This is a genomic window from Mesorhizobium sp. M1322 (genome assembly GCF_040318085.1).
GTDB lineage: Bacteria > Pseudomonadota > Alphaproteobacteria > Rhizobiales > Rhizobiaceae > Mesorhizobium.
This window is the reverse complement of the sequence record NZ_JAMYLP010000103.1, coordinates 1-18731: the sequence shown is the minus strand read 5'-3', so window position 1 is coordinate 18731 and position 18731 is coordinate 1. Positions and strand designations below refer to the sequence as shown.

At 60.4% G+C, this 18731-nt stretch carries 16 protein-coding genes, 1 tRNA gene and 1 pseudogene; 15 read left to right on the top strand and 3 right to left on the bottom strand.

All coding sequences use genetic code 11. The features are described from left to right. Nucleotides 1-115: 115 nt before the first annotated feature. On the bottom strand, nucleotides 116-1219 hold the full coding sequence (locus NKH12_RS26285) for a hypothetical protein (protein ID WP_352955809.1): 1104 nt from the start codon (nucleotides 1217-1219) through the stop codon (nucleotides 116-118). Nucleotides 1220-1641: 422 nt separating this feature from the next. Here NKH12_RS26285 and NKH12_RS26280 point away from each other — a divergent pair, with 422 nt between their 5' ends. The 9 genes and pseudogenes from NKH12_RS26280 to NKH12_RS26240 all read left to right on the top strand — a co-directional run bounded on the left by NKH12_RS26280 (nucleotide 1642) and on the right by NKH12_RS26240 (nucleotide 12631). Continuing rightward, a complete protein-coding gene (locus NKH12_RS26280; protein WP_352955808.1) occupies nucleotides 1642-2529 on the top strand; it encodes a D-alanyl-D-alanine carboxypeptidase family protein in 888 nt (295 codons plus the stop codon). Nucleotides 2530-2921: 392 nt separating this feature from the next. Further along, nucleotides 2922-2998, top strand: a tRNA-Arg gene (locus NKH12_RS26275). 105 nt (nucleotides 2999-3103) lie between these two features. Beyond that, entirely contained in the window at nucleotides 3104-3511 is a 408-nt protein-coding gene (locus tag NKH12_RS26270; RefSeq protein WP_352955807.1) for a very short patch repair endonuclease, read from the top strand. Then, nucleotides 3508-5001, top strand: a complete 1494-nt coding sequence (locus NKH12_RS26265; RefSeq protein ID WP_352955806.1) for a DNA cytosine methyltransferase — start codon at nucleotides 3508-3510, stop codon at nucleotides 4999-5001. The genes NKH12_RS26270 and NKH12_RS26265 overlap by 4 nt, the downstream gene beginning before the upstream one ends. A 3-nt stretch (nucleotides 5002-5004) precedes the next feature. Then, a complete protein-coding gene (locus NKH12_RS26260; RefSeq protein ID WP_352955804.1) occupies nucleotides 5005-6501 on the top strand; it encodes an ATP-binding protein in 1497 nt (498 codons plus the stop codon). Then, complete coding sequence (locus NKH12_RS26255; RefSeq protein WP_352955803.1) at nucleotides 6498-9254, top strand: Z1 domain-containing protein; 2757 nt, start codon at nucleotides 6498-6500, stop codon at nucleotides 9252-9254. Before NKH12_RS26260 ends, NKH12_RS26255 begins: the two co-directional genes overlap by 4 nt. Further along, nucleotides 9251-10231 (top strand): annotated as a pseudogene (locus NKH12_RS26250) (PD-(D/E)XK motif protein). The gene NKH12_RS26255 and the pseudogene NKH12_RS26250 overlap by 4 nt, the downstream one beginning before the upstream one ends. After that, complete coding sequence (locus NKH12_RS26245) at nucleotides 10228-12294, top strand: AIPR family protein (protein WP_352955802.1); 2067 nt, start codon at nucleotides 10228-10230, stop codon at nucleotides 12292-12294. The pseudogene NKH12_RS26250 and the gene NKH12_RS26245 overlap by 4 nt, the downstream one beginning before the upstream one ends. Nucleotides 12295-12397: 103 nt before the next feature. After that, entirely contained in the window at nucleotides 12398-12631 is a 234-nt protein-coding gene (locus NKH12_RS26240) for a hypothetical protein (protein WP_126104123.1), read from the top strand. A 77-nt stretch (nucleotides 12632-12708) separates the two neighbouring features. Here NKH12_RS26240 and NKH12_RS26235 read toward each other — a convergent pair whose 3' ends face one another. Further along, nucleotides 12709-13002, bottom strand: coding sequence for a hypothetical protein (locus tag NKH12_RS26235; protein ID WP_352955801.1), 294 nt, complete (start codon nucleotides 13000-13002; stop codon nucleotides 12709-12711). Nucleotides 13003-13207: 205 nt separating this feature from the next. Continuing rightward, a complete protein-coding gene (locus NKH12_RS26230; protein ID WP_352955800.1) occupies nucleotides 13208-13708 on the bottom strand; it encodes a MarR family winged helix-turn-helix transcriptional regulator in 501 nt (166 codons plus the stop codon). 146 nt (nucleotides 13709-13854) lie between these two features. Here NKH12_RS26230 and NKH12_RS26225 point away from each other — a divergent pair, with 146 nt between their 5' ends. The 6 genes from NKH12_RS26225 to NKH12_RS26200 all read left to right on the top strand — a co-directional run bounded on the left by NKH12_RS26225 (nucleotide 13855) and on the right by NKH12_RS26200 (nucleotide 18577). Continuing rightward, nucleotides 13855-14337, top strand: coding sequence for a methyltransferase family protein (locus NKH12_RS26225; RefSeq protein WP_352955799.1), 483 nt, complete (start codon nucleotides 13855-13857; stop codon nucleotides 14335-14337). Nucleotides 14338-14442: 105 nt separating this feature from the next. Then, nucleotides 14443-15240 (top strand): pyrroline-5-carboxylate reductase, encoded by a 798-nt coding sequence (locus tag NKH12_RS26220; protein ID WP_352955798.1) that lies wholly within the window; start codon nucleotides 14443-14445, stop codon nucleotides 15238-15240. Between the two features lie 2 nt (nucleotides 15241-15242). Continuing rightward, a complete protein-coding gene (locus NKH12_RS26215) occupies nucleotides 15243-16211 on the top strand; it encodes a D-2-hydroxyacid dehydrogenase (protein WP_352955811.1) in 969 nt (322 codons plus the stop codon). A 255-nt stretch (nucleotides 16212-16466) separates the two neighbouring features. Then, nucleotides 16467-16754 carry a GIY-YIG nuclease family protein gene (locus tag NKH12_RS26210; protein ID WP_352955810.1) on the top strand — a complete coding sequence of 96 codons (288 nt, stop codon included), beginning with the start codon at nucleotides 16467-16469 and terminating at the stop codon, nucleotides 16752-16754. Nucleotides 16755-16980: 226 nt separating this feature from the next. Continuing rightward, complete coding sequence (locus NKH12_RS26205) at nucleotides 16981-18159, top strand: NAD(P)/FAD-dependent oxidoreductase (RefSeq protein WP_352955797.1); 1179 nt, start codon at nucleotides 16981-16983, stop codon at nucleotides 18157-18159. 76 nt (nucleotides 18160-18235) lie between these two features. After that, entirely contained in the window at nucleotides 18236-18577 is a 342-nt protein-coding gene (locus NKH12_RS26200; protein WP_502910851.1) for a Rid family hydrolase, read from the top strand. Nucleotides 18578-18731 lie beyond the last annotated feature (154 nt).

Here is an 18731-nt window from a genome sequence, read left to right as displayed (position 1 = left end):
GGTTCTGTCCCGCCGCATTCCTCGGCCGATGTCACGGCATGGATCCCAGGGTCTCCGCGACGTCGCTTCGCTCCTGCTCCGCCCTGGGATGACGAAGCGGTGGGGAGGCGAGCGCTCAAGCTGGCGCCGACCCGCCAATCCGCAGGAAATCGCCGTCGAACGGTACGTCCCGCGTACACCCGTCAGCAGCCGCAATGCGCATGTGCCGCTGCGCGGTGGCGATGTCGCGCGGCGGCTCGCCGCCGGTTTCTTGAGGCAGTGCCCCGATGACGTGGCGGAACGAGACGTTGCGGCCTTCGCCAAGGGCAAAGGCGGTCGCCACCCCTTCCCGCTTCAGCCAGTTGTCACCCAGCGACGCCGCATGGCCGAGTGCGGTGCGGCCGTCCTCGATGCCGAGCACGCCGCGATGGCGGCCGCTCCACGGCGCGTAGTCGCGACCGCCATTGCTGATCCACAGCATGGTGACCGGCAGTTCGGCCGGGTTCTTCAGCACCACAACGAGATCGGCTTCCGCTTGGCGCGCCAGCGCGGTCCAGCCCGGCCCGCCATGGTCGGCCTCGATCAGCGTGACAAAATCCTCGCGTTCGAGGCCCATGCGGTAGTCGGTCAGGTCGAGCGTGCCGCCATCGGCGGCGGGAAAACGCGTCAGGTCGGTGGAACGCGCGGGATAGGGGAGCAGAAAACGGCCGCGGGCCGGATCGGGCTCCAGCGGGTCATCCGGCGTTGCCGCAAATCGCTTCGGCGAAAAAGCCAGCTTGCCGCCGTTCTTCATCACCGTCATCGGATGATGCGCGACGGAAATCGCGCCCGAACCACCGGAAAAGACATGTTCCTGGTAGAGAAACGGATGGTCGTCGCGCAGGGTGAGTATCTTGTCGACCGTCGCGCCCATGACCAGGTGCTGCAGCCTGAAAACGGCCCGCCAGCCATCGGCAGTCGCCTCGGAGGCGACGACATCCCAGGGGCTGTTGGCCGGCCAGCCATGCAGCGGTGCTTCCTCGACATCGCTGCGCGAGAACGGCGCGCATAAAAAATCGCCGGACAGCCGAACGGTGCCCTCGGGCAGGTCTGGCGGCAGCGTCTCGCGCGGCTCGTCGATCCACGGCGCGCGATGCAGCGGTTTTAGCCGGCGCCCGTCGATATCGACCGCCATGTCGGCGAGATGGCCGACGGTGAGATCGACCGTTACCGAAATGCCCTTTGCCTTGATCGTGAGCATGGCGCACCTGCTGATTCTGCCGGCGCCAGCAAACCCGCTCGGTGCCGGTTGCGCAAGCTGGGTGATGGGCATTTCACATCAGGCCGGAACTCCATGTGGAGCTCAATTGTCGATCGTCGGCGCTGCCCCTCATTGCCCTGCCGGGCATTTCTCCCCGTAAACGGGGAGAAAGAGGCTGGCCGCAACGTTGGCGTCCTTTTCTGTAACGCTGGTGATTGGCGAAACCGTTCGCGAAGGCGGTTTTCTCCCCGTCACTATACGGGGAGAAATGCCCGGCAGGGCAATGAGGGGCGGCGCCAACGCCCGGGAGGGAAATTCAAACCTGAAGCGATTGCTCTGAAGAACGGTATTAACCAAATGGACGGGCCATTAGGGTTAGGCTAGTTTCCCATTCATTTCAGCAACGGCTTACCTTCAAAACAGTGTCCAAACCGCGCCTCTCTCCATTCATCTCAAGATTTGTCGCGGCGTTTGCGCTGCTGGTTCTCGTCGCCGGCTGCGCGACGACGACGCCGACTGAGACCATGCTGGCGGTGCCGGCGCCGGCGCAGAAATACGCGGCTGTCGTCGTCGATGGCAGCGGCAGGACGCTGTTCGAGGCCAACTCGACGGCGCCGCGCTATCCGGCGTCGCTGACCAAGATGATGACGCTCTACCTTCTGTTCGAGGCGCTGGATCAGGGCCGCATCAGCAAGACAACGCCGATCCCGGTGTCGGCCAACGCCGCCAGGCAGCCGCCGACCAAGCTGCGCTTCAGGCGCGGCGAGACGATCGATGTCGAATCGGCGATCCGGGCGATCACAGTCAAATCGGCCAATGACGTGGCGGTCGCCGTCGCCGAATATCTCGGCGGCAGCGAAGACGCGTTCGCCGCCATGATGACGGCCAAAGCGCGCCAGATCGGCATGCGCAGCACCGTCTTCCGCAACGCTTCGGGCCTGCCGGACGTCGCCCAGCAGACGACGGCGCGCGACATGGCGGTGCTCGGCACGGCGCTGCGCGCCCGCTTCCCGCAGCATTTCCACTATTTCTCCGAAAGCGACTTCATGTTCCGGGGCCGGCTGGTGCGCGGCCACAACGACATGCTCGGCCGCGTCCGCGGCGTCAACGGCATCAAGACAGGCTATATCAGAGCCTCAGGCTTCAACATCGTCACCTCCTACGATGCCGACGGCCGCCGGCTCATCCTGGTGGTGATGGGCGCCGACAGCGCCCGGCAGCGCAACGACCACGTCGAGGCGCTGATCCAGCGCAACCTGTCGCCGACATCGAACACGACGACACGGTTGCTGTATGCTGGGGAGCAGTAAGGGGTGACGTTCGGCGGGGGGCGAGCTCTTGATCGGTGTGGGTGGTTCAACTTGACAGGTGCGGGCAATTATGCTAGGAATTTATTCACAGTGCTGATTTGCGCCAACGACCCGCCCGCCGAGGCGGGTTCAAGCGTCGGCGCCATTCTTCATAGGTCCGATAAAACCGCGGGTTTGCCGGCCTGCGGGTTTGCTTCTCGCACCTTCGAGGGTCATGGCAGGCTCCAGATCGTGGGGCCTGCGTAAAATGAGCAATCCGAAAAATGTGTTATTCCGAGTTCGCAGCCCTGCCGCCTGCCACTTGCCCGTTGAAGCCCGCGCCTGCTTCCGCTAAGAAGCCGTGGCTGGCCGGTTTACCGGCTGGTTCGTTTTCCGGATTGTCGGTCCTGAAGGCACCCGTAGCTCAGCTGGATAGAGCGCTGCCCTCCGAAGGCAGAGGTCACAGGTTCGAATCCTGTCGGGTGCGCCATTTTTCACACTTGAGATTGCTTCAGAGCACCGGCCGTCGCTATGATTAATGTATTGCGTCGAGCCACACTGGCCGGCCCTCGACAACCGATCTCAAGAACCTGACATGGATATTGTCTCCCCCGCAGCTCGCTCCCGGATGATGGGCCGCATTCGCGGAAAAGATACCGGGCCGGAAATGCTGGTGCGCAAGGTCGCACATCAGATGGGATACCGCTTCCGGCTGCACCGGCACGATCTTCCAGGAACCCCCGATATTGTATTTCCGGCGAGAAAAACGGCAATGTTTATTCATGGTTGTTTCTGGCATCGCCACGAAGGCTGTAAATATTGCTATAATCCAAAGTCAAACATTGACTTCTGGCAGAGAAAGTTTGACAATAATGTCCAGCGCGATCAACGCGTGAGGAAGGATCTTGAGCGCTTGGGGTGGAATATTACAGTAATCTGGGCGTGCGAAACTGCCGATCAGCCTAGCCTCCGTTCGAAGCTTAGGGCATATCTTGAACCATGACTTCAACAGCGAACCAGCAGATTCGAAGAATCAAACTGGAGCGCCTCAGGGCCGGGGCGACGCCACGCGCGCTCGAAATCTGTTCCGGCGCCGGCGGGCTGTCGCTCGGGTTGAAGACCGCCGGGTTCGAACTCACGGCCCACATCGAGATCGATCCCGAAGCTGCGAAGAGCTACGCCCTGAACTTCGGCGCTGGTCGTGCTGCCGATGATGCATGGATGCTTCCGCGTGACATGGAAGCTTGCTCGCCCCAGGGCCTTGTGACTGATCTTGGCTTCGAGACCTCGGCCGGTGAATCGTTCGATCTAGTCGCCGCGGGACTGCCGTGCCAAGCGTTTGCACGCATTGGCCGCTCCAAGCTGCGTTCGGTCGCTGGCGAAGAAGACGCCTTTCAGAAGGACCCGCGCGCTTCGCTGTATCGCCGCTTCCTTAAATTCGTCGATGACACGCAGCCACTGATCATCCTGATCGAGAACGTACCTGACATCCTGAACTTTGGAGGGCATAACGTACCGGAGGAAATCTGCGAGACGCTGGAGTTGGTGGGATACCGCACCGGCTACACCATTCTGAATGCTTCGCACTTCGGCGTGCCTCAGGTCAGAGAACGCCTGTTCATAGTTGCTTTGGCCGACGTGCTTGGCGCCGAACCGGAATTTCCAGAGCCGACACACTTCCTAGAACTGCCTCGCGGATACGAGGGATCGCGTCGGGTTGCCCTTAAGCATGTCGACAGGAAGAGTGGCCGCTTCCATGAAATACATGACCCCGCTCGAACCCTTCCTGAAGCGACCGGCACACGTGATGCGCTTGATGATCTTCCTGTAATAGTCGAGCATAGGACCGACCCTGCGGTCATTCGCCGACGCAAGGTGTCAGATGTGCTGGAGTACCGGACGTTGAAGAATGGTATTTCGGCCTATGCGCAGCAGATGCGGTCCTGGCCCTGCTTTGAGGCCCCATTCGGTGCGAATGGTCACATGGTGCGCCTGACTCCTCGTGACTTCCCGATCTTCGCGAAGATGAAGCACGGCGCGGACTACCCCCAGGCGAGAAAGCTGGCCGAACAGCTGTTCAACGAGACCCTTGCCCAGCGGGGATTGTCTCAACGCCATAGCAATTCCGCGACTTACCGAGGGCTCAGGGCTGAAATGGTACCGCCCTATGACCCGGAGAAATTTCCGAACAAGTGGTGGAAGCTCGACCCTCTGAAGCCGTCGCGGACGCTCACGGCGCATATGGGGAAGGACACATATTCCCATATCCACTACGACAGCCAGCAGGCGCGCACGGTTTCGGTTCGCGAGGCGGCGCGCCTTCAGTCGTTCCCTGACGGCTTCAATTTCGCCGGCGCAATGAATGCAGCTTTTCGTCAGATTGGTAACGCGGTTCCGCCGCTACTGGGTCTTGCGGTCGCGAAGACTCTTCACCGCCAGCTGACCACCTCGTCAGCCGGTGCAAAAGAGGCTGATGGCCTGTATGCGGCCTGATGCATGGCGCCAGAGCAGACCGTTGAAATTACACCTGCCGCCTCAGCGCTCATCGAATCGCTCAGGGGATTGGGATATTCGCCGGAAACGGCGCTTGCGGACCTCATCGACAACAGCATCGCTGCTGACGCGAAGACGGTCGAGATCGACCTACAATGGAACGATGGTAGTCCTTACGCGGCGATTCTCGATGGCGGTCGCGGAATGGACCGCAAGCGCTTGGCTGAAGCCCTGCGGCTTGGCGGTGTCGGTCCCGGAAGTGCTCGGGGCGATGGTGATCTTGGAAGATTCGGTCTTGGCCTGAAAACCGCTTCGCTCTCACAATGTCGTCGCATGACCGTAGTCACGCGCCGGGAGAACGTTACCAGCGCGCTCGAACTCGATGTCGATGTGATCGCTGAGCGCGGTTGGATTGCTGTCATTCCGGAGCCGCTTCCCGCTCATCCCTACATCGAGAAACTGCTGACACAAAAGGGTGGTACAGTGGTCATGTGGAATCGCTTTGACGCGCTCAGCGGGCTCTCCGGGCTTAATAAGGACGCGTTCTTCCTACGATTGCAGGATATCAGGGCACATTTGGGAATGGTGTTCCACCGCTTCCTGGATGGTGATGCGCGAAGGCTGAAGATTGTCGCCAATGACCGCGTGGTGCGTGCCTGGGATCCTTTCCAGAAAGCTCACACGGCAACGCGTGATCTGCCACTGGAGCGTATCCGTCATGCCGGATCGTCTTTTACGATCAAGCCTTACATTCTGCCGCACCGTGATCGTTTTGCAAACGACGCCGAATATGAGGCGGCCGGAGGTCCAGGAGGCTGGGGCGCCCGCCAAGGATTCTACGTATATCGCGGCAAGCGCCTTCTGGTGGCAGGCAGTTGGCTGGGTCTTGGCGGCGTGCGAACATGGACACGAGACGAATCAAGCAGGCTTGCCAGAATTGAGATCGACCTCCCAACAGGACTTGATCGCGACTGGCGCATTGACGTCCGAAAGTCACAGGCAAGACCGCCAGGTGCATTGCTGGCGAGACTAACCGGTATCGCCGGTCGATGCCGCAATGAAGCGCGCGAGGTTTTCGCTTTTCGCGGGAAAGGCCCGCGCACACGCGCTCAGGGTAACTCCTTACCTCAGGTCTGGCTTGCCAGTGCGGGACCGGCAGGAACCGCCTATCGCATCAACCGCAATCATCCGGCGATTGTTGCCTGCTATGAACAAGCCGGTCTGAACCGTCGCCTCTTCAATGCGGTCCTATCGATCATTGAACGCACGGTGCCGGTCGAACGTATATGGCTGGAAATCTCGGAAGCAGAGGGCGCCCAAGCGCCGAAACTCGATGCAGCAGAAATTACCCAGCTTACTGACCAGCTCGCAGAACTTGCAGCAGCACTTCCGGCAACGCTTTCTGTCGAAAAGCGCATCGAACTTCTGCTGCATAACCTTCCAGGGGACCTGACGAGGCTGACGAATGCACTTATAAGAAGACTGGGAGGGGACACATGACAGACATTGCTTCTACACTTGCGGGCAGAGCTCGCAGAGTGCTTCAGGCACAGAAGGAAGGTGGCACCGTCATCGACCCGGAGGCGATCAGACGCATTGTCGAACTTGATGCGCCAACCCTTGGTCTGATGATGCAACATACGGTCACATCCGACGAAATCGACGCGGCGATCCGCACGCTTCTGACAATCTTTGTCACCCATCAAGGACCGGCTCTCTCCTTGCAAGACGAGTTGCGTCCAAAGGTCTGGTATGTTGGCGAACGCCGCCGCCCCGGTTCCTTCATGCTTCGCTATCTGGAGAAGCTTGAAGAAGACAACTGGCCAATCGAGTCCATCAAGCAGCTCACCGAAAGCACAGCAAAGGTGCTCGAAGTCGTCGATGACCCCGAGCGACCAGGAAGCTGGGACTGGCGCGGCCTTGTCGTCGGCGACGTGCAGTCGGGTAAGACCGCGCACTATGCCGGCGTGGTCAATCGCGCGGCAGATGCAGGATACCGTGTCATCATTGTGCTGGCGGGAATGCACAACCTGCTGCGTCTTCAAACTCAGAAGCGATTTGACAAGGATTTTCTCGGGTACGACACCAACCCCAAATCCCGGAAGCCTAATGGTCCGAGAAAGTCCATCGGTGTAGGTGTCTTCAATCCCGACCTGATTGTAGACAGCCTCACCATGGCGAGCGTGACCGGCGACTTCAGTCAGAGAGTAGCCGACCAGGCCAACTTCTCACCCGTCAGCAAGCCCTGCGTTCTTGTTGTGAAGAAGAACGCCAAAGTGCTTGAAAATTTGAACAATTGGATCGCGAGATTGCCGCCTGGATCGAAGGCCGCCCCGCTCTTGGTGATCGATGACGAATCCGATCAGGCCTCCGTTGACACCGGCGATCAACCTTTCCTACCAGACGGTACATTTGATGAGGACTACGATCCGAAGCGAGTGAGCGGAGAAATCCGCAAGCTCCTGATTTCCTTCGAGCGCCGAGCTTATGTCGGCTACACGGCGACGCCCTTTGCCAACATCCTTATCCACGATGAAAGGCAGGCGAAGGACTACGGTCCCGATCTTTTTCCGGCGACCTTCATCGTCTCGCTTACTCCTCCGGATGACTATTTTGGGCCCGCAGCGGTCTTCGGCACGAACGATGACAGCGACAATACCGGCCTGCCACTCGTCCGTCCGGTTGATCAGACGGATGAAGCCTGGATACCCGATCCTCACGACAAGACATGGAGTCCGCTCTACAACGGCAAGGATGTCATCCCTCCAAGCCTTGAGGAAGCAATTGACGCCTTCCTTCTGACCTGTGCCGCAAGAGCCGCACGCGGCCAAGTGCGCGAACACAATTCGATGCTCGTGCATGTTTCCAGATACGTAGACGTGCACGAGAAAGTTCAGAGGCAGGTTGAGGAATACCTGTTCAGGACCCGGGCTCGAATCTCCGGTGGTGATCGATCAACGCTCGACCGCCTGCACGCCATGTGGGTGTCTGATTTCGAGCCCACTACGGAACTGATAACCCCAACAGTCTTCGGGCGGCAGACGATCCCGGTCACATGGGAACAGGTGCTGGCACGGATCGCCGATAGCTCTGACAAGATGCAGATTATCACTGCTAATGGCAAGACGAAGACCGACATCGACTATGATAGTTACAAGGAGACGGGACTGTCCGTCATCGCCGTCGGTGGCGATAAGCTATCCCGCGGGCTGACGCTGGAAGGCCTCTCTGTCAGCTATTTCCTGCGTATATCAAGGCAATACGACAGCCTTCTGCAGATGGGCCGCTGGTTCGGCTACCGTCGCGGATTTGCCGACCTTTGCCGTCTCTATACCACAAGCGACATGGAGGATTGGCTCCGATATGTTGCCACTGCCAACAAGGAGTTGCGCACCCAATTCTATGAAATGAGTTTAAACGCTGCGACACCCAAGGAATTCGGCCTGCGCATTGAAGTCCACAGCATTCTTGAGGTGACGGCACTGAACAAGCAGCGCCACGCCGTCCTTCGCCAGAGCAGCTACGCCGGAGAAGGCAAGGTCCAGACTGTCATGTTCCGCGAAAATGCTACCATCGAACGGAACGCAGCGATTGCTGACGACTTCATAGTACGACTGGGCAGCGGACTCGACTCACCGCGCCGGCCCGGTGGTGCCAGCGGAGACGCACAAGGGACCCTGTGGACGAATGTCGCCGGCCGAGACGTCGCCGGGTTCCTCCGCAATCTGACGTTTCCGCCAGAAAGCCTACAGGTCGAAGGCGCAAGACTCGCTACATTCATCGAAGAGCAGATTGCCGCAGGTGAACTGACAGATTGGGCTGTGTTTCTTGCTACTGCTGACGGAAAGAAAGTCACCCTAGGCGGCCTAACCCGAAACTGCGTTGTTCGCAAACCGCGGGACCCGGACGCTCAAGGTGACCGATTCATCATCGGTACGGTCCTCAGCCCGCGAGACCAAGCGATTGACCTTACAGACGATGAATATCGGGACGCTCTCACCGCAACGAACAACGAACGTCAGTCGCGCAGCAAGCCACCTACAGACGTGCCATCGGGCGAGTTCATCCGCAAGGAGAGAGGCGCCAGACCGAAGCACGGTCTGCTGATCATCTACCCCATCGATCCCGACGAGGCGAAGGTAGAACCGACAGACAAACCTGTCATCAGCGTGGTCGTGAGCTTCCCCGACAGTCCGAGCGCCCGCCGGCGAATCTATCTCGAAAACACCGTTCGACAGCGCGAGGCCTCATGAGCGATGTCTGGCAGAATGTGCTAAATAACGCATGGACTGAGCTCAGCCTTGCCCAGGCTGCAACCCGGCTCTATCGGACCAAGCTCATCTCTACGAACATCCCGCTCGACATCTTCGCGGCTATTCGCGCCGTTGATGATGCGCCCTGTGTATCGCTGGAGACTTCTGTCCCCCCAGGAGCATTGTTCGAGGTAGGGGGCATGCGCCTTAGCGTTGCGCAAGGGGAACGTGGCCCCCTCTTGGTCCTCTCGCTTGAAGATCGCAGTCGACGCGACCTGTTCACGACTATCTGCGCCGATGTCGTAGCAGCGGCCATTGAAGCCGATCCTGTGGATGCTCTTGCGTAGTTCTTCTCGCGCCTAGACGCATGGCGTCAGTTCCTTCGCGACCGCCGCAGCGGCCTGTCCCGGGAAGAAGCGGTCGGACTGCTTGGAGAGCTAATCGTAATGGAGCGGTTGCTTGCCTCGGACGCTCACCTGCAGACGGCCTGGGAAGCTCCTGATGACGGCCTCCACGACTTCCTGCGAAATGGTCATGCGCTTGAGGTAAAGACCAGCCTAGGTCCGTCCTCCAACGTTCGAATCGCCAATCTGGACCAGCTCGAACCTTCCGGCCTGGCAAGGCTTGACCTGCTTCATGTACGATTGATTGAAGCACCAGACGGTCGTTCGATCGACGACCTGATCATGTCGATTTCTGTCAGGCTGCCAGATGAAGTTGCCCGCCGCGTATTCGGCAACGCCCTCCTGCGTCGTGGCCTGATGCCGGACGATGACGCGGCACGATCAACCCCGCGCGTACAGCTTCGGACCATCGACGGATATACTGTGACGGAGGACTTCCCAAGGCTCGTGCGAGCGGCAGTGCCCGCCGCCATTACTAATGCCAACTATACGCTCGACCTCCGTGCCCTTGTGACGTTTGCAGCCGATTCAATCGTTGTCGTTGAAGCGTTCATTCAGGGAGCCGCTTCATGACGGACGATGCTATCGTAAAGTATGCTGGGGAACTTATTGGCGAGGTCGAAGAGAGCGTCAGTTCCGACGCGCCGTTCTCCCAGGAGATATTTACTAGGCTAGTTCTTGAGCGGCTAGAGGAAGCCGGCCACCTGGAGAGTACCTTTCCGCTATATCAGGAAGGACGCGTCAAGAACGCTGCCTATCGGATTGACGGGTATGCTTTTGATGAAGAGCGTTCCCGGCTTGATCTATTCACAACTATCTATAGCGGCGACTCGCCGCCGACCAAGCTGACGACTGCCGACCTCACCAAGGCCATCGAGCGTGTCCTCCGCTTCGCGAACGCGTGCGTAAACGGCCTCGCCTCCGACCTCGAACCCTCCAACACGGATGCAAGCGATTTGGCGCGTCTAATCGAGACACAGTCGTCCGAACTTGCTGTCATCCGCGTGGTTTTGCTTACGGACGGAATCGTCGGAAATCTTGCGGCTTCCACTCAATGGCGCGGACGAGAGGTACTCTACGAGTCGTACGATATCGTCAGGCTGCAACGCGTCCTCGGTGAGGGGGAAACACGAGCGGACATTGCAGTCGATCTCGTGGCCCTCACCGGCAATCGTGTGCCATGCCTCCATGTACCGAGCCATGATGGGGGCTATGACGCCTATCTGGCAGTTCTGCCGGGAGAGGTGCTCTCGAAAGTCTATGAACGTTACGGCGTTCGCCTGCTGGAACTGAATGTTCGCGCATTCCTGGGCCTTCAGGGTAGAAAGAGTGTCAATGCTGAACTCCGCCGAACGATCGTCGAGCAACCGTCGATGTTCCTGGCGTTCAACAACGGCATCGTGGCAACAGTTGATGATCTCGAATTCGCTAACAACGGCTCCGGCGGAACAGAGATTACATCTCTGAGGGGCCTTCAGATCGTCAATGGCGGCCAGACGACAGCTTCTCTTCATCGCGCGCGCCGCAAGGAAAGCCTTAGCCTCGATAACGTCTCGGTTCCGATCAAGATCATCAAGGTCGGTGGCGCTGACCTCGGCGAGATGGTGTCGTCTATCTCCCGCGCCGCGAACCGCCAGAACACCGTACAACTCGCCGATTTCTCGGCGAACGACCCTTTCCATCAGAACGTGGAAACCCTCGCAAACAATACCTGGCTGGACGATGGCAAAGGGCGCTGGTTCTATGAGCGCGCTCGTGGTTCCTACACTGCGGCAGAGCAGAAGGCCGCATACCGCAAGACGGAACAGCAGGCATTCCGCACACAGACTCCGAAGAACCGTCGTCTCAGCAAGCTTGACGTCGCGCGCTATCTAAATGCCTGGGGCGGCCTGCCCAACCGAGTATGTCTCGGCGGCCAGAAGAGCTTCCAGCATTTTATGCAGCGACTGAAGGACGAACCGCCACCTCCAATCGATGAGGCATGGTTCAAGCGCCTCATCGCTCTCGCCGTTCTTTACCGCGCGACCGAGAAGAAGATCCGTAGCATGAAGTTCCCCGCGTACGGTGCACAAATCACTGCTTACGCGGTCGCGGGCATTTCCCACCGCGCCGGTGGCCGAATTGACTTCAATCGGCTTTGGTCGCGTCAGGCCATCAGCCCCGAACTTGAGCAGCTCATCGACGACTGGGCACCAAAGATGGATGCGGCCATGCGCAGTTCTGCTGGTCAGCGAAATCCAAGCGAGTGGTATAAGAACGGCGACTGCTGGAAGGAAATCCAAGGCCAGTTACCGGCGCTCAGCGACCCGCTTCCGCCTGAACTTTCGTATGTGGATGGTGACCAGGTTAGCGCGCTCGTCGAGACGACCCATTTGGTCGTGGACTACGAGCGCATTGGACAGTGCATGAAACTGAGCGGTGCTACTTGGCTAGAGATTTCGGAACGAGGTCAGAAAGCGGGTGTTGTCCATTGGAAAGTGGCCGCTATCTGCCGCACACTCGCGAGCTACGCCGCGGGAGGATGGGAACGCAAGCCCTCTGTCAAACAGGCAAAACCTGCCTTGGATGCGGCTCTGGCGGTGGAACGCGCGGGGCTGCTGACAACCGGCCTAGCTGAAACGGCTGGTTTTCCCTAGGATCCACTCCCGCCCGCCCCTGTCACCTTCAACCTCATCGATGGTCTGGAACCCAATCGGCTTCAGATGACTTGTTTGTGGATAAATCTCGAAGGGAGAACCCATGCCCGCACCTGACGAAATGGATGTCGTCCTCGAAAAGCTGCCTTTGAGGATCGGCGCCTACGTACCCGACGACTTGCTGGAAGACTGGTTCGCGCCGGGAACGGGCATGAACCCGGTCAGCCCGGCAGCGCTGGCGGCCGCCAAGACTTACGGATGGCGCTTCGAATGCGAGTTCAAGCACTACCCCGAACGGATGGAGGGCGTGTTCTGGAAGTGGGTGCCGGCGATCTGATCCGCACAATTGCCATCGGCCCCTTGGCGCTTCGGTGATCGAAATTGCCGCGAAACGTGATCGCTGTCTTGATCTCGTCAGCCTATCGGCGTCTTTCCGGTTCCGCCGCATTCGGGGCAGGTGCGGCCGTCGATCATGCCTGTCCCCGCGCAGCGGTGACACATATGCTCGCCGGCGCCAGCACTGCCTGCCGCGTCGGCATTGGTTTGACCTTCGCCAAATTGCTCAGGTTTGCCTTGCAGTTTGCTTCGCACCCGGGCGGCGGTCTCGTCGACTTCAAGCGGCGTGCTGCTGTCGTCGGGTTCGCCGGATTGCCCTATGGTTTCGTTGCGCGGCCGGTCGTTGGTGCCTGTCGTTAGCTTCCGAGCCATTGCAGTACTCTTTTGCGGTGGCGCAGCTCTCGGTTTCTGCGGTTCGAACGCCTCAGCTCCGCAGAGGTTCCGGCTGGCACCTGTGCGCCGGCCGGACGGACGGAAGCGGCAACAGCCAAGCGCATCCAGGCTGGGACGGCACGGGCTCGGGGAGCGGTTCAAGCAGGACGGGAATTCCCTTCAATGGCGCCGCGCAGCCTTTGCGTCAGCCCAGCCGCTCCGACCGCACTTTCACATCATCGCTCAGCTGCCGCACGATCTCGACGGTCTTGCGGATATCCACTTCGTCGAGAGCGACGCCCATGGTCGAGGCGATCGCCATCAACTGGGCGTTCAGCTCACTGTGGCGCGCGGCGCCTTTGCGCGTCAGCTGCACAAGCTTCGAGCGCCGGTGTTTTGGATTGTCGATGAATTCGACCAGCCCCTCGGCCGCAAGCTCATCCGCCAGCCGCTGCATGCGCTGACGGCTGGTGGGTCGCATCTGGGCGATCTGCGGCACGGTGAGCGGGCCAAGCAGCGCCAGGCTTCGCATGAAGCCGAACGCACCGCCGCCCCAACTGGTGATGAGCCCTGCCTTCTGGCCGAGAGCCCGTATCCTGAAGAAGCACTGGGCCACTTCGAGCATCAGCTCGGTGATCGCCTCGGCCTTGCCGTCGACAATGGGGGCTCCCGTCGCTCGGTCAGTCCCGTGTCGTGCCGACGCCATCGCTTCCGTTCCCTTTGTCCGTGCCAATTTCTGTCTGTGCCAACTTCTGCGATTGACACCGCTGTTGTCAACTTCTAGAACGACACCTTGATTGTCATCTCTAGGGGGTATGGGCTTCGTAGCCCTAGGCATCTGCGGGAGCAGACATGGACCAGGCTGGGCAAACCGACAGCGGAACCGCAGGTGTCATCGCGAGACCGCCGCTGCTCTTTCTCGCTGCTTTCCTGATTGGCTTCGTCCTCGATCGCCTGCTGCGCTTGCCGTTCCCGATTCCGGGGCTGGTCACCTGGATCATCGGCGGCGCGCTGATCCTGATCGGTTTTTCGCTTTTCGCCGCGGGCATTCGCAACTTCATGCGCGCGGAGACGCCGGTACCCACGAATGAGCCGACGCGCGTGCTGGTGACGACCGGCATCCACGGATGGACGCGCAATCCGATCTACCTCGGCATGTTCCTCATCTATGGCGGCATCGGCGTGGCCGCGCAGAATATCTGGATCCTTGTCCTCACGCTGCCGCTTGCAATCCTGATCCGCTACGGCGTCGTCGCCCGCGAGGAGGCCTACCTCGAGCGGCGTTTCGGCGATGCCTATCTCGACTACAAGCAAAGCGTGCGGCGGTGGCTCTGAGCGTCGCAAGAATGCCGTTGTGTGACGTCTGATCCCAAAGTCCTGCCGAGCTGGTACTATTTTGTCGGCTGACGACGATACAGAACCAACGCTTAGGGATTTCAAATGAAACTCGGCTTCATCGGCACAGGCGCGCTCACGTCAGCGATTGTCACCGGGCTTAAATCCGCCGCGGACAATTCCGTATCGGTTGTCCTGTCGCCTCGTAATCAAGAAGTCGCTGCCGGCCTGGCGCTTCGCTACCCGGATGTACGCGTTGCAGCCGATAACCAGGCCGTCCTCGACAGTTGCGATACGATCATGCTGGCGGTTCGGCCGCAGATTGCGCATGAGGTGCTTGCAGGATTGCAGTTTCGTCGGGACCATCACGTCGTCAGCTTGATCGCCATCCTGTCGCGCGAGGAAATAGCCGCGTTGACCGCTCCTGTGGAGCAGGTGACGAAAGCACTTCCCATGCCGATGATCGCTCACAGGCAGGGAGCGACGATCATCTGTCCGCCCGACCGGCGCATGGCGGCGTTGTTCGGCCGGCTGGGAAAGGTGATCGAGGTCGAGGATCCGAGCGAGTTCGACGCGCTGAGCGTCGTTACCGCGACATTTGCCAGCTATTTCAAATATCTCGATACAATCCACGGATGGCTGAAAGAGCATGGCGTCGCCGACGCGCGGGCGCGCGACTATATCGTCACCATTTTCAAAGCGCTGGCAAACGCACCGGAGACGGCGCCGGATACGGGCTTCATGGATCTGGCGCAAGACTATGCAACACGCGGCGGGCTCAACGAACAGGTTTTGCGCGAGCTCACGGCCCGGAGCGTATTCGATGCCTTCGCAGAGAGCCTGGATGGCGTGCATAGGCGTATCGCGGCAGGAGCAGCGCCACGCATTGGTCCTCCATCGTGACGATGACAGTTGGTCCTGCCGTAATCCTCCACACCAACGCGCCGGCCGTGGCGATGAAGGTTTTGCGGGACAAGCATCCGGGGCTGTCGGTTTATCCCTGTGACAGCTACGCCGGCCTGGCCGCCTTGATAGAACAGACCAAAGCCGAGATCGTTTACTCCATGCGCTTCGACGGCACAGCGCGTTTTCCGCGCTCCGCTCTCCTGGAGAGCCCGACGGTGAAATGGGTGTCGGTCGGCGGGTCGGGGACGGATCATCTGGGTCACTGGAACCCCGAAAAGGTCACGGTGACCAACGCCGCCGGTGTCGCAGCGGATATGATGGCCGAGTACGCGCTGGGGGCGATGCTGTCCTTCTCGCTGGGTCTTCGAAATTTCGCCAGGCATCAGCGCGCCCGGACATGGGTCACCGGCACGGTCGAGCCGATCCAGGGCAAGACCTTGCTGCTGCTCGGCCTCGGCAGGACCGGGCAGGCATTGGCCCGGCGCGCGAAAGCCTTGGGGCTGACGACGCTCGGCGTGCGTGCGCATCCGAGGCCAACCGCCGATGTCGACGAGGTTCACGGCATCGAGGACTTGCCGGGGCTTTGGGGCCGGGCCGACTTCATCGCCTGTTGCGTGCCGTTGCTGGAGGCGACGCGCGGGTTGATCGGCGCTGCGGCGTTTGCCGCGATGAAGCCGTCGGCGGTGCTCATCGACGTTTCGCGTGGCGGCGTCGTGGATGAGGCAGCACTGCTGTCGGCGCTCGACGGCGGCCGTATCAAAGGCGCCGCGCTCGATGTGTTTTCGACCGAGCCGCTGCCGGCGGATCATCCACTTTGGAGCTATGAGAACGTGATCGTCACACCGCATTGCTCGTCGGTCTATGATGGCTGGGAGGAGAAAGCCCTCAATATGTTCGCAGACAATCTCAGCCGCTATCGGCGCGGCGAAAAGCTGCTCGGCGTTGTCGATCCAATGCGCGGTTACTAGGTCCTCTGCACAGAGGATTTGGTTCTTTGACTGAGCCTGAAGGAGGCTGTGATGGTTGCCGCCGACCGATCTCCTCCTGCCAATCTCGAGGGTTTGCGATTAGCCATAAGCCACCACACCTTCGTCATCCCAGGGCGGAGCAAGGAGCGCAGCGACGCGGCGCAGACCCTGGGATCCATTCCGTTACCTCAGCCGAGGAATGCAACGGCTCAGAACGGTGCTTGCATCCGCAACGGTGCCAGCTACCCTTCCACCATGACCGGCTATGCCTATATGACCGCGAGCCAGAAGCGCGGCACGATCTACATCGGTGTCACCAACGATCTTGGCCGCCGCATGCCGGAGCACAAATCCGGCCAGGGCTCGCGCTTCACCAGCCGCTACGGTGTGCAGCGTCTGGTCTGGTACGAAGAATATTTCGACATTCGCGATGCCATCCAGCGCGAGAAGTCGCTGAAGCGCTGGCCGCGCCAATGGAAGATCGACCTGATCGAGAAGACCAATCCAGAATGGTTTGAGCTTTTTCGCGGAACCGGGTGGTAGCGTTCGGTTCTGGTCCGCTGCATTCTTCGGCTTGGGTAACGGCATGGATCCTAGGGTCTGCGCCGCGTCGCTTCGCTCCTTGCTCCGCCCTGGGATGACGAAGGGAGGGATGTTTCAGCCAATCCTAGAGGTTTGCGATTTGCCACTGAAATTGGTTGAGAGGAATTGTCGACGGTCGCTGCCGATCGGCCCAATCTGTCAAAATCACTGTGCAGAGGAACTAGCGATGAAGTCTCCCGACAGCGCCTCGATACAAGAAGCCGATATCGCGATCGTCGGCGGCGGCATTGCCGGAGCGAGCGCGGCCTATGAACTGGCGGCCACCTCGTCGGTCATCCTGCTCGAGCGCGAAGGCCATTGCGGTTATCATTCCACCGGCCGATCGGCCGCGAGTTTTACCGAGAATTACGGCAACGCCGTCATCCGACGGCTGGCGATCGCCAGCCGATCTTTTCTCGAAGCGCCGCCCGAGGGCTTTTGCGATCATCCCTTGATGCTTCCGCGCGGCATGCTGACCATCGCGCGCCAGGATCAGCTCGGCCGGCTTGAAGAGGAACTCGAAAGGGCCAGGCAATTCGTGCCGTCGATCCACCGGGTCAGCCCCGGAGAGGCGTTGGCGCGCGTGCCGGTGCTGCGAGCCGATTATGTCGCCGGTGCGATCGTCGAACCGGGTTGTCGCGAGATCGACGTCAACGAACTCCATCAGGGTTTCCTGCGCACTGCGCGCAAGCGCGGCGGCCGGATCGTCACCAATGCAGGCGTCGATGCGATCGAGCGGCACAAGGGTCGCTGGGTCCTGCAGACGAGCCAGGGACTGTTCGCCGCGCCGATCCTCGTCAATGCGGCCGGCGCTTGGGCGGACAGGATCGCCGCGTTGGCAAAAATTGCGCCGATCGGCCTGGTGCCGAAGCGGCGCACTGCGTTCCATGTCGCAGCACCGGATGGCGTCTCCATAGCCGGCTGGCCGCTGGTCAACGATGTCGGCGAGGAATTCTACTTCAAGCCGAACGCCGGCCGGATTTTCGTCTCGCCGGCGGATGCGACCCCGAGCGAGCCGATGGACGCCTATCCGGACGATTTCGACGTCGCCGTAGGGGTCGATCGCCTGCAGCGGGCGACGACGATCGACGTGCGCCGGATAGAGCATCAGTGGGCGGGCCTGCGCAGTTTTGTCAGCGACGCCTCGCCGGTGGTCGGCTTCGACGACAAGGCCGAGGGTTTTTTCTGGCTGGCGGGCCAGGGCGGCTACGGCATCAAGACATCGCCGGCGCTGGCCAGGGCATGTCGCGACCTGATCCGCACCGGCCGATTGCCGGATCATCTGTTGCGCCAAGGCATCGAGCCGGGTGATCTTGCGCCTGGCCGGGTCAGGGCGATATCCGCGCCGGAGGAAAAAGCACCGTGAGCAAGGATGACCGCATGACAATCGAACGCTTCGAGAATGGACCACGCTTCTGCCGCGTGCTCAGCCACAATGGGCATTGTCTATCTGGGGCATTGTCTATCTGGCCGGCATGACGGCCGACGATCTGTCGGGCGACACCACGCAGCAGACGCGCGACGTGCTCGCCAAGATCGACACCTATCTGGCGAAGGCCGGCAGCGACAAGACCAGGATCCTGAGCGCCACGGTATGGCTGCGCGACATTGAACGCCGCCTGGGACGCTTTTGTCGATCAAGGCGCCTCGGCGACGGCCGGCGCAGGTTACATGTGCGTGCGTTGTATACCTTGGCGATTGGCGGAAACGCCTATCGCTTCGTCATCCTGGGGCGGAGCAAGGAGCGAAGCGACGCGGCGCAGACCCCAGGATCCATGCCGTGACCTCAGAGCGCTGATGCGGTGCAGAATTCTGCTCCGCTGCACACTTCGGCTAAGGTTACGGCATGATGGGGTGGACGGCGCCCGACGGCATCGAATGTGCCAGAGTGAGGTCGTATGAGATCTCAAACAAGGGAGCCGTCCGTGGAACAGGTTA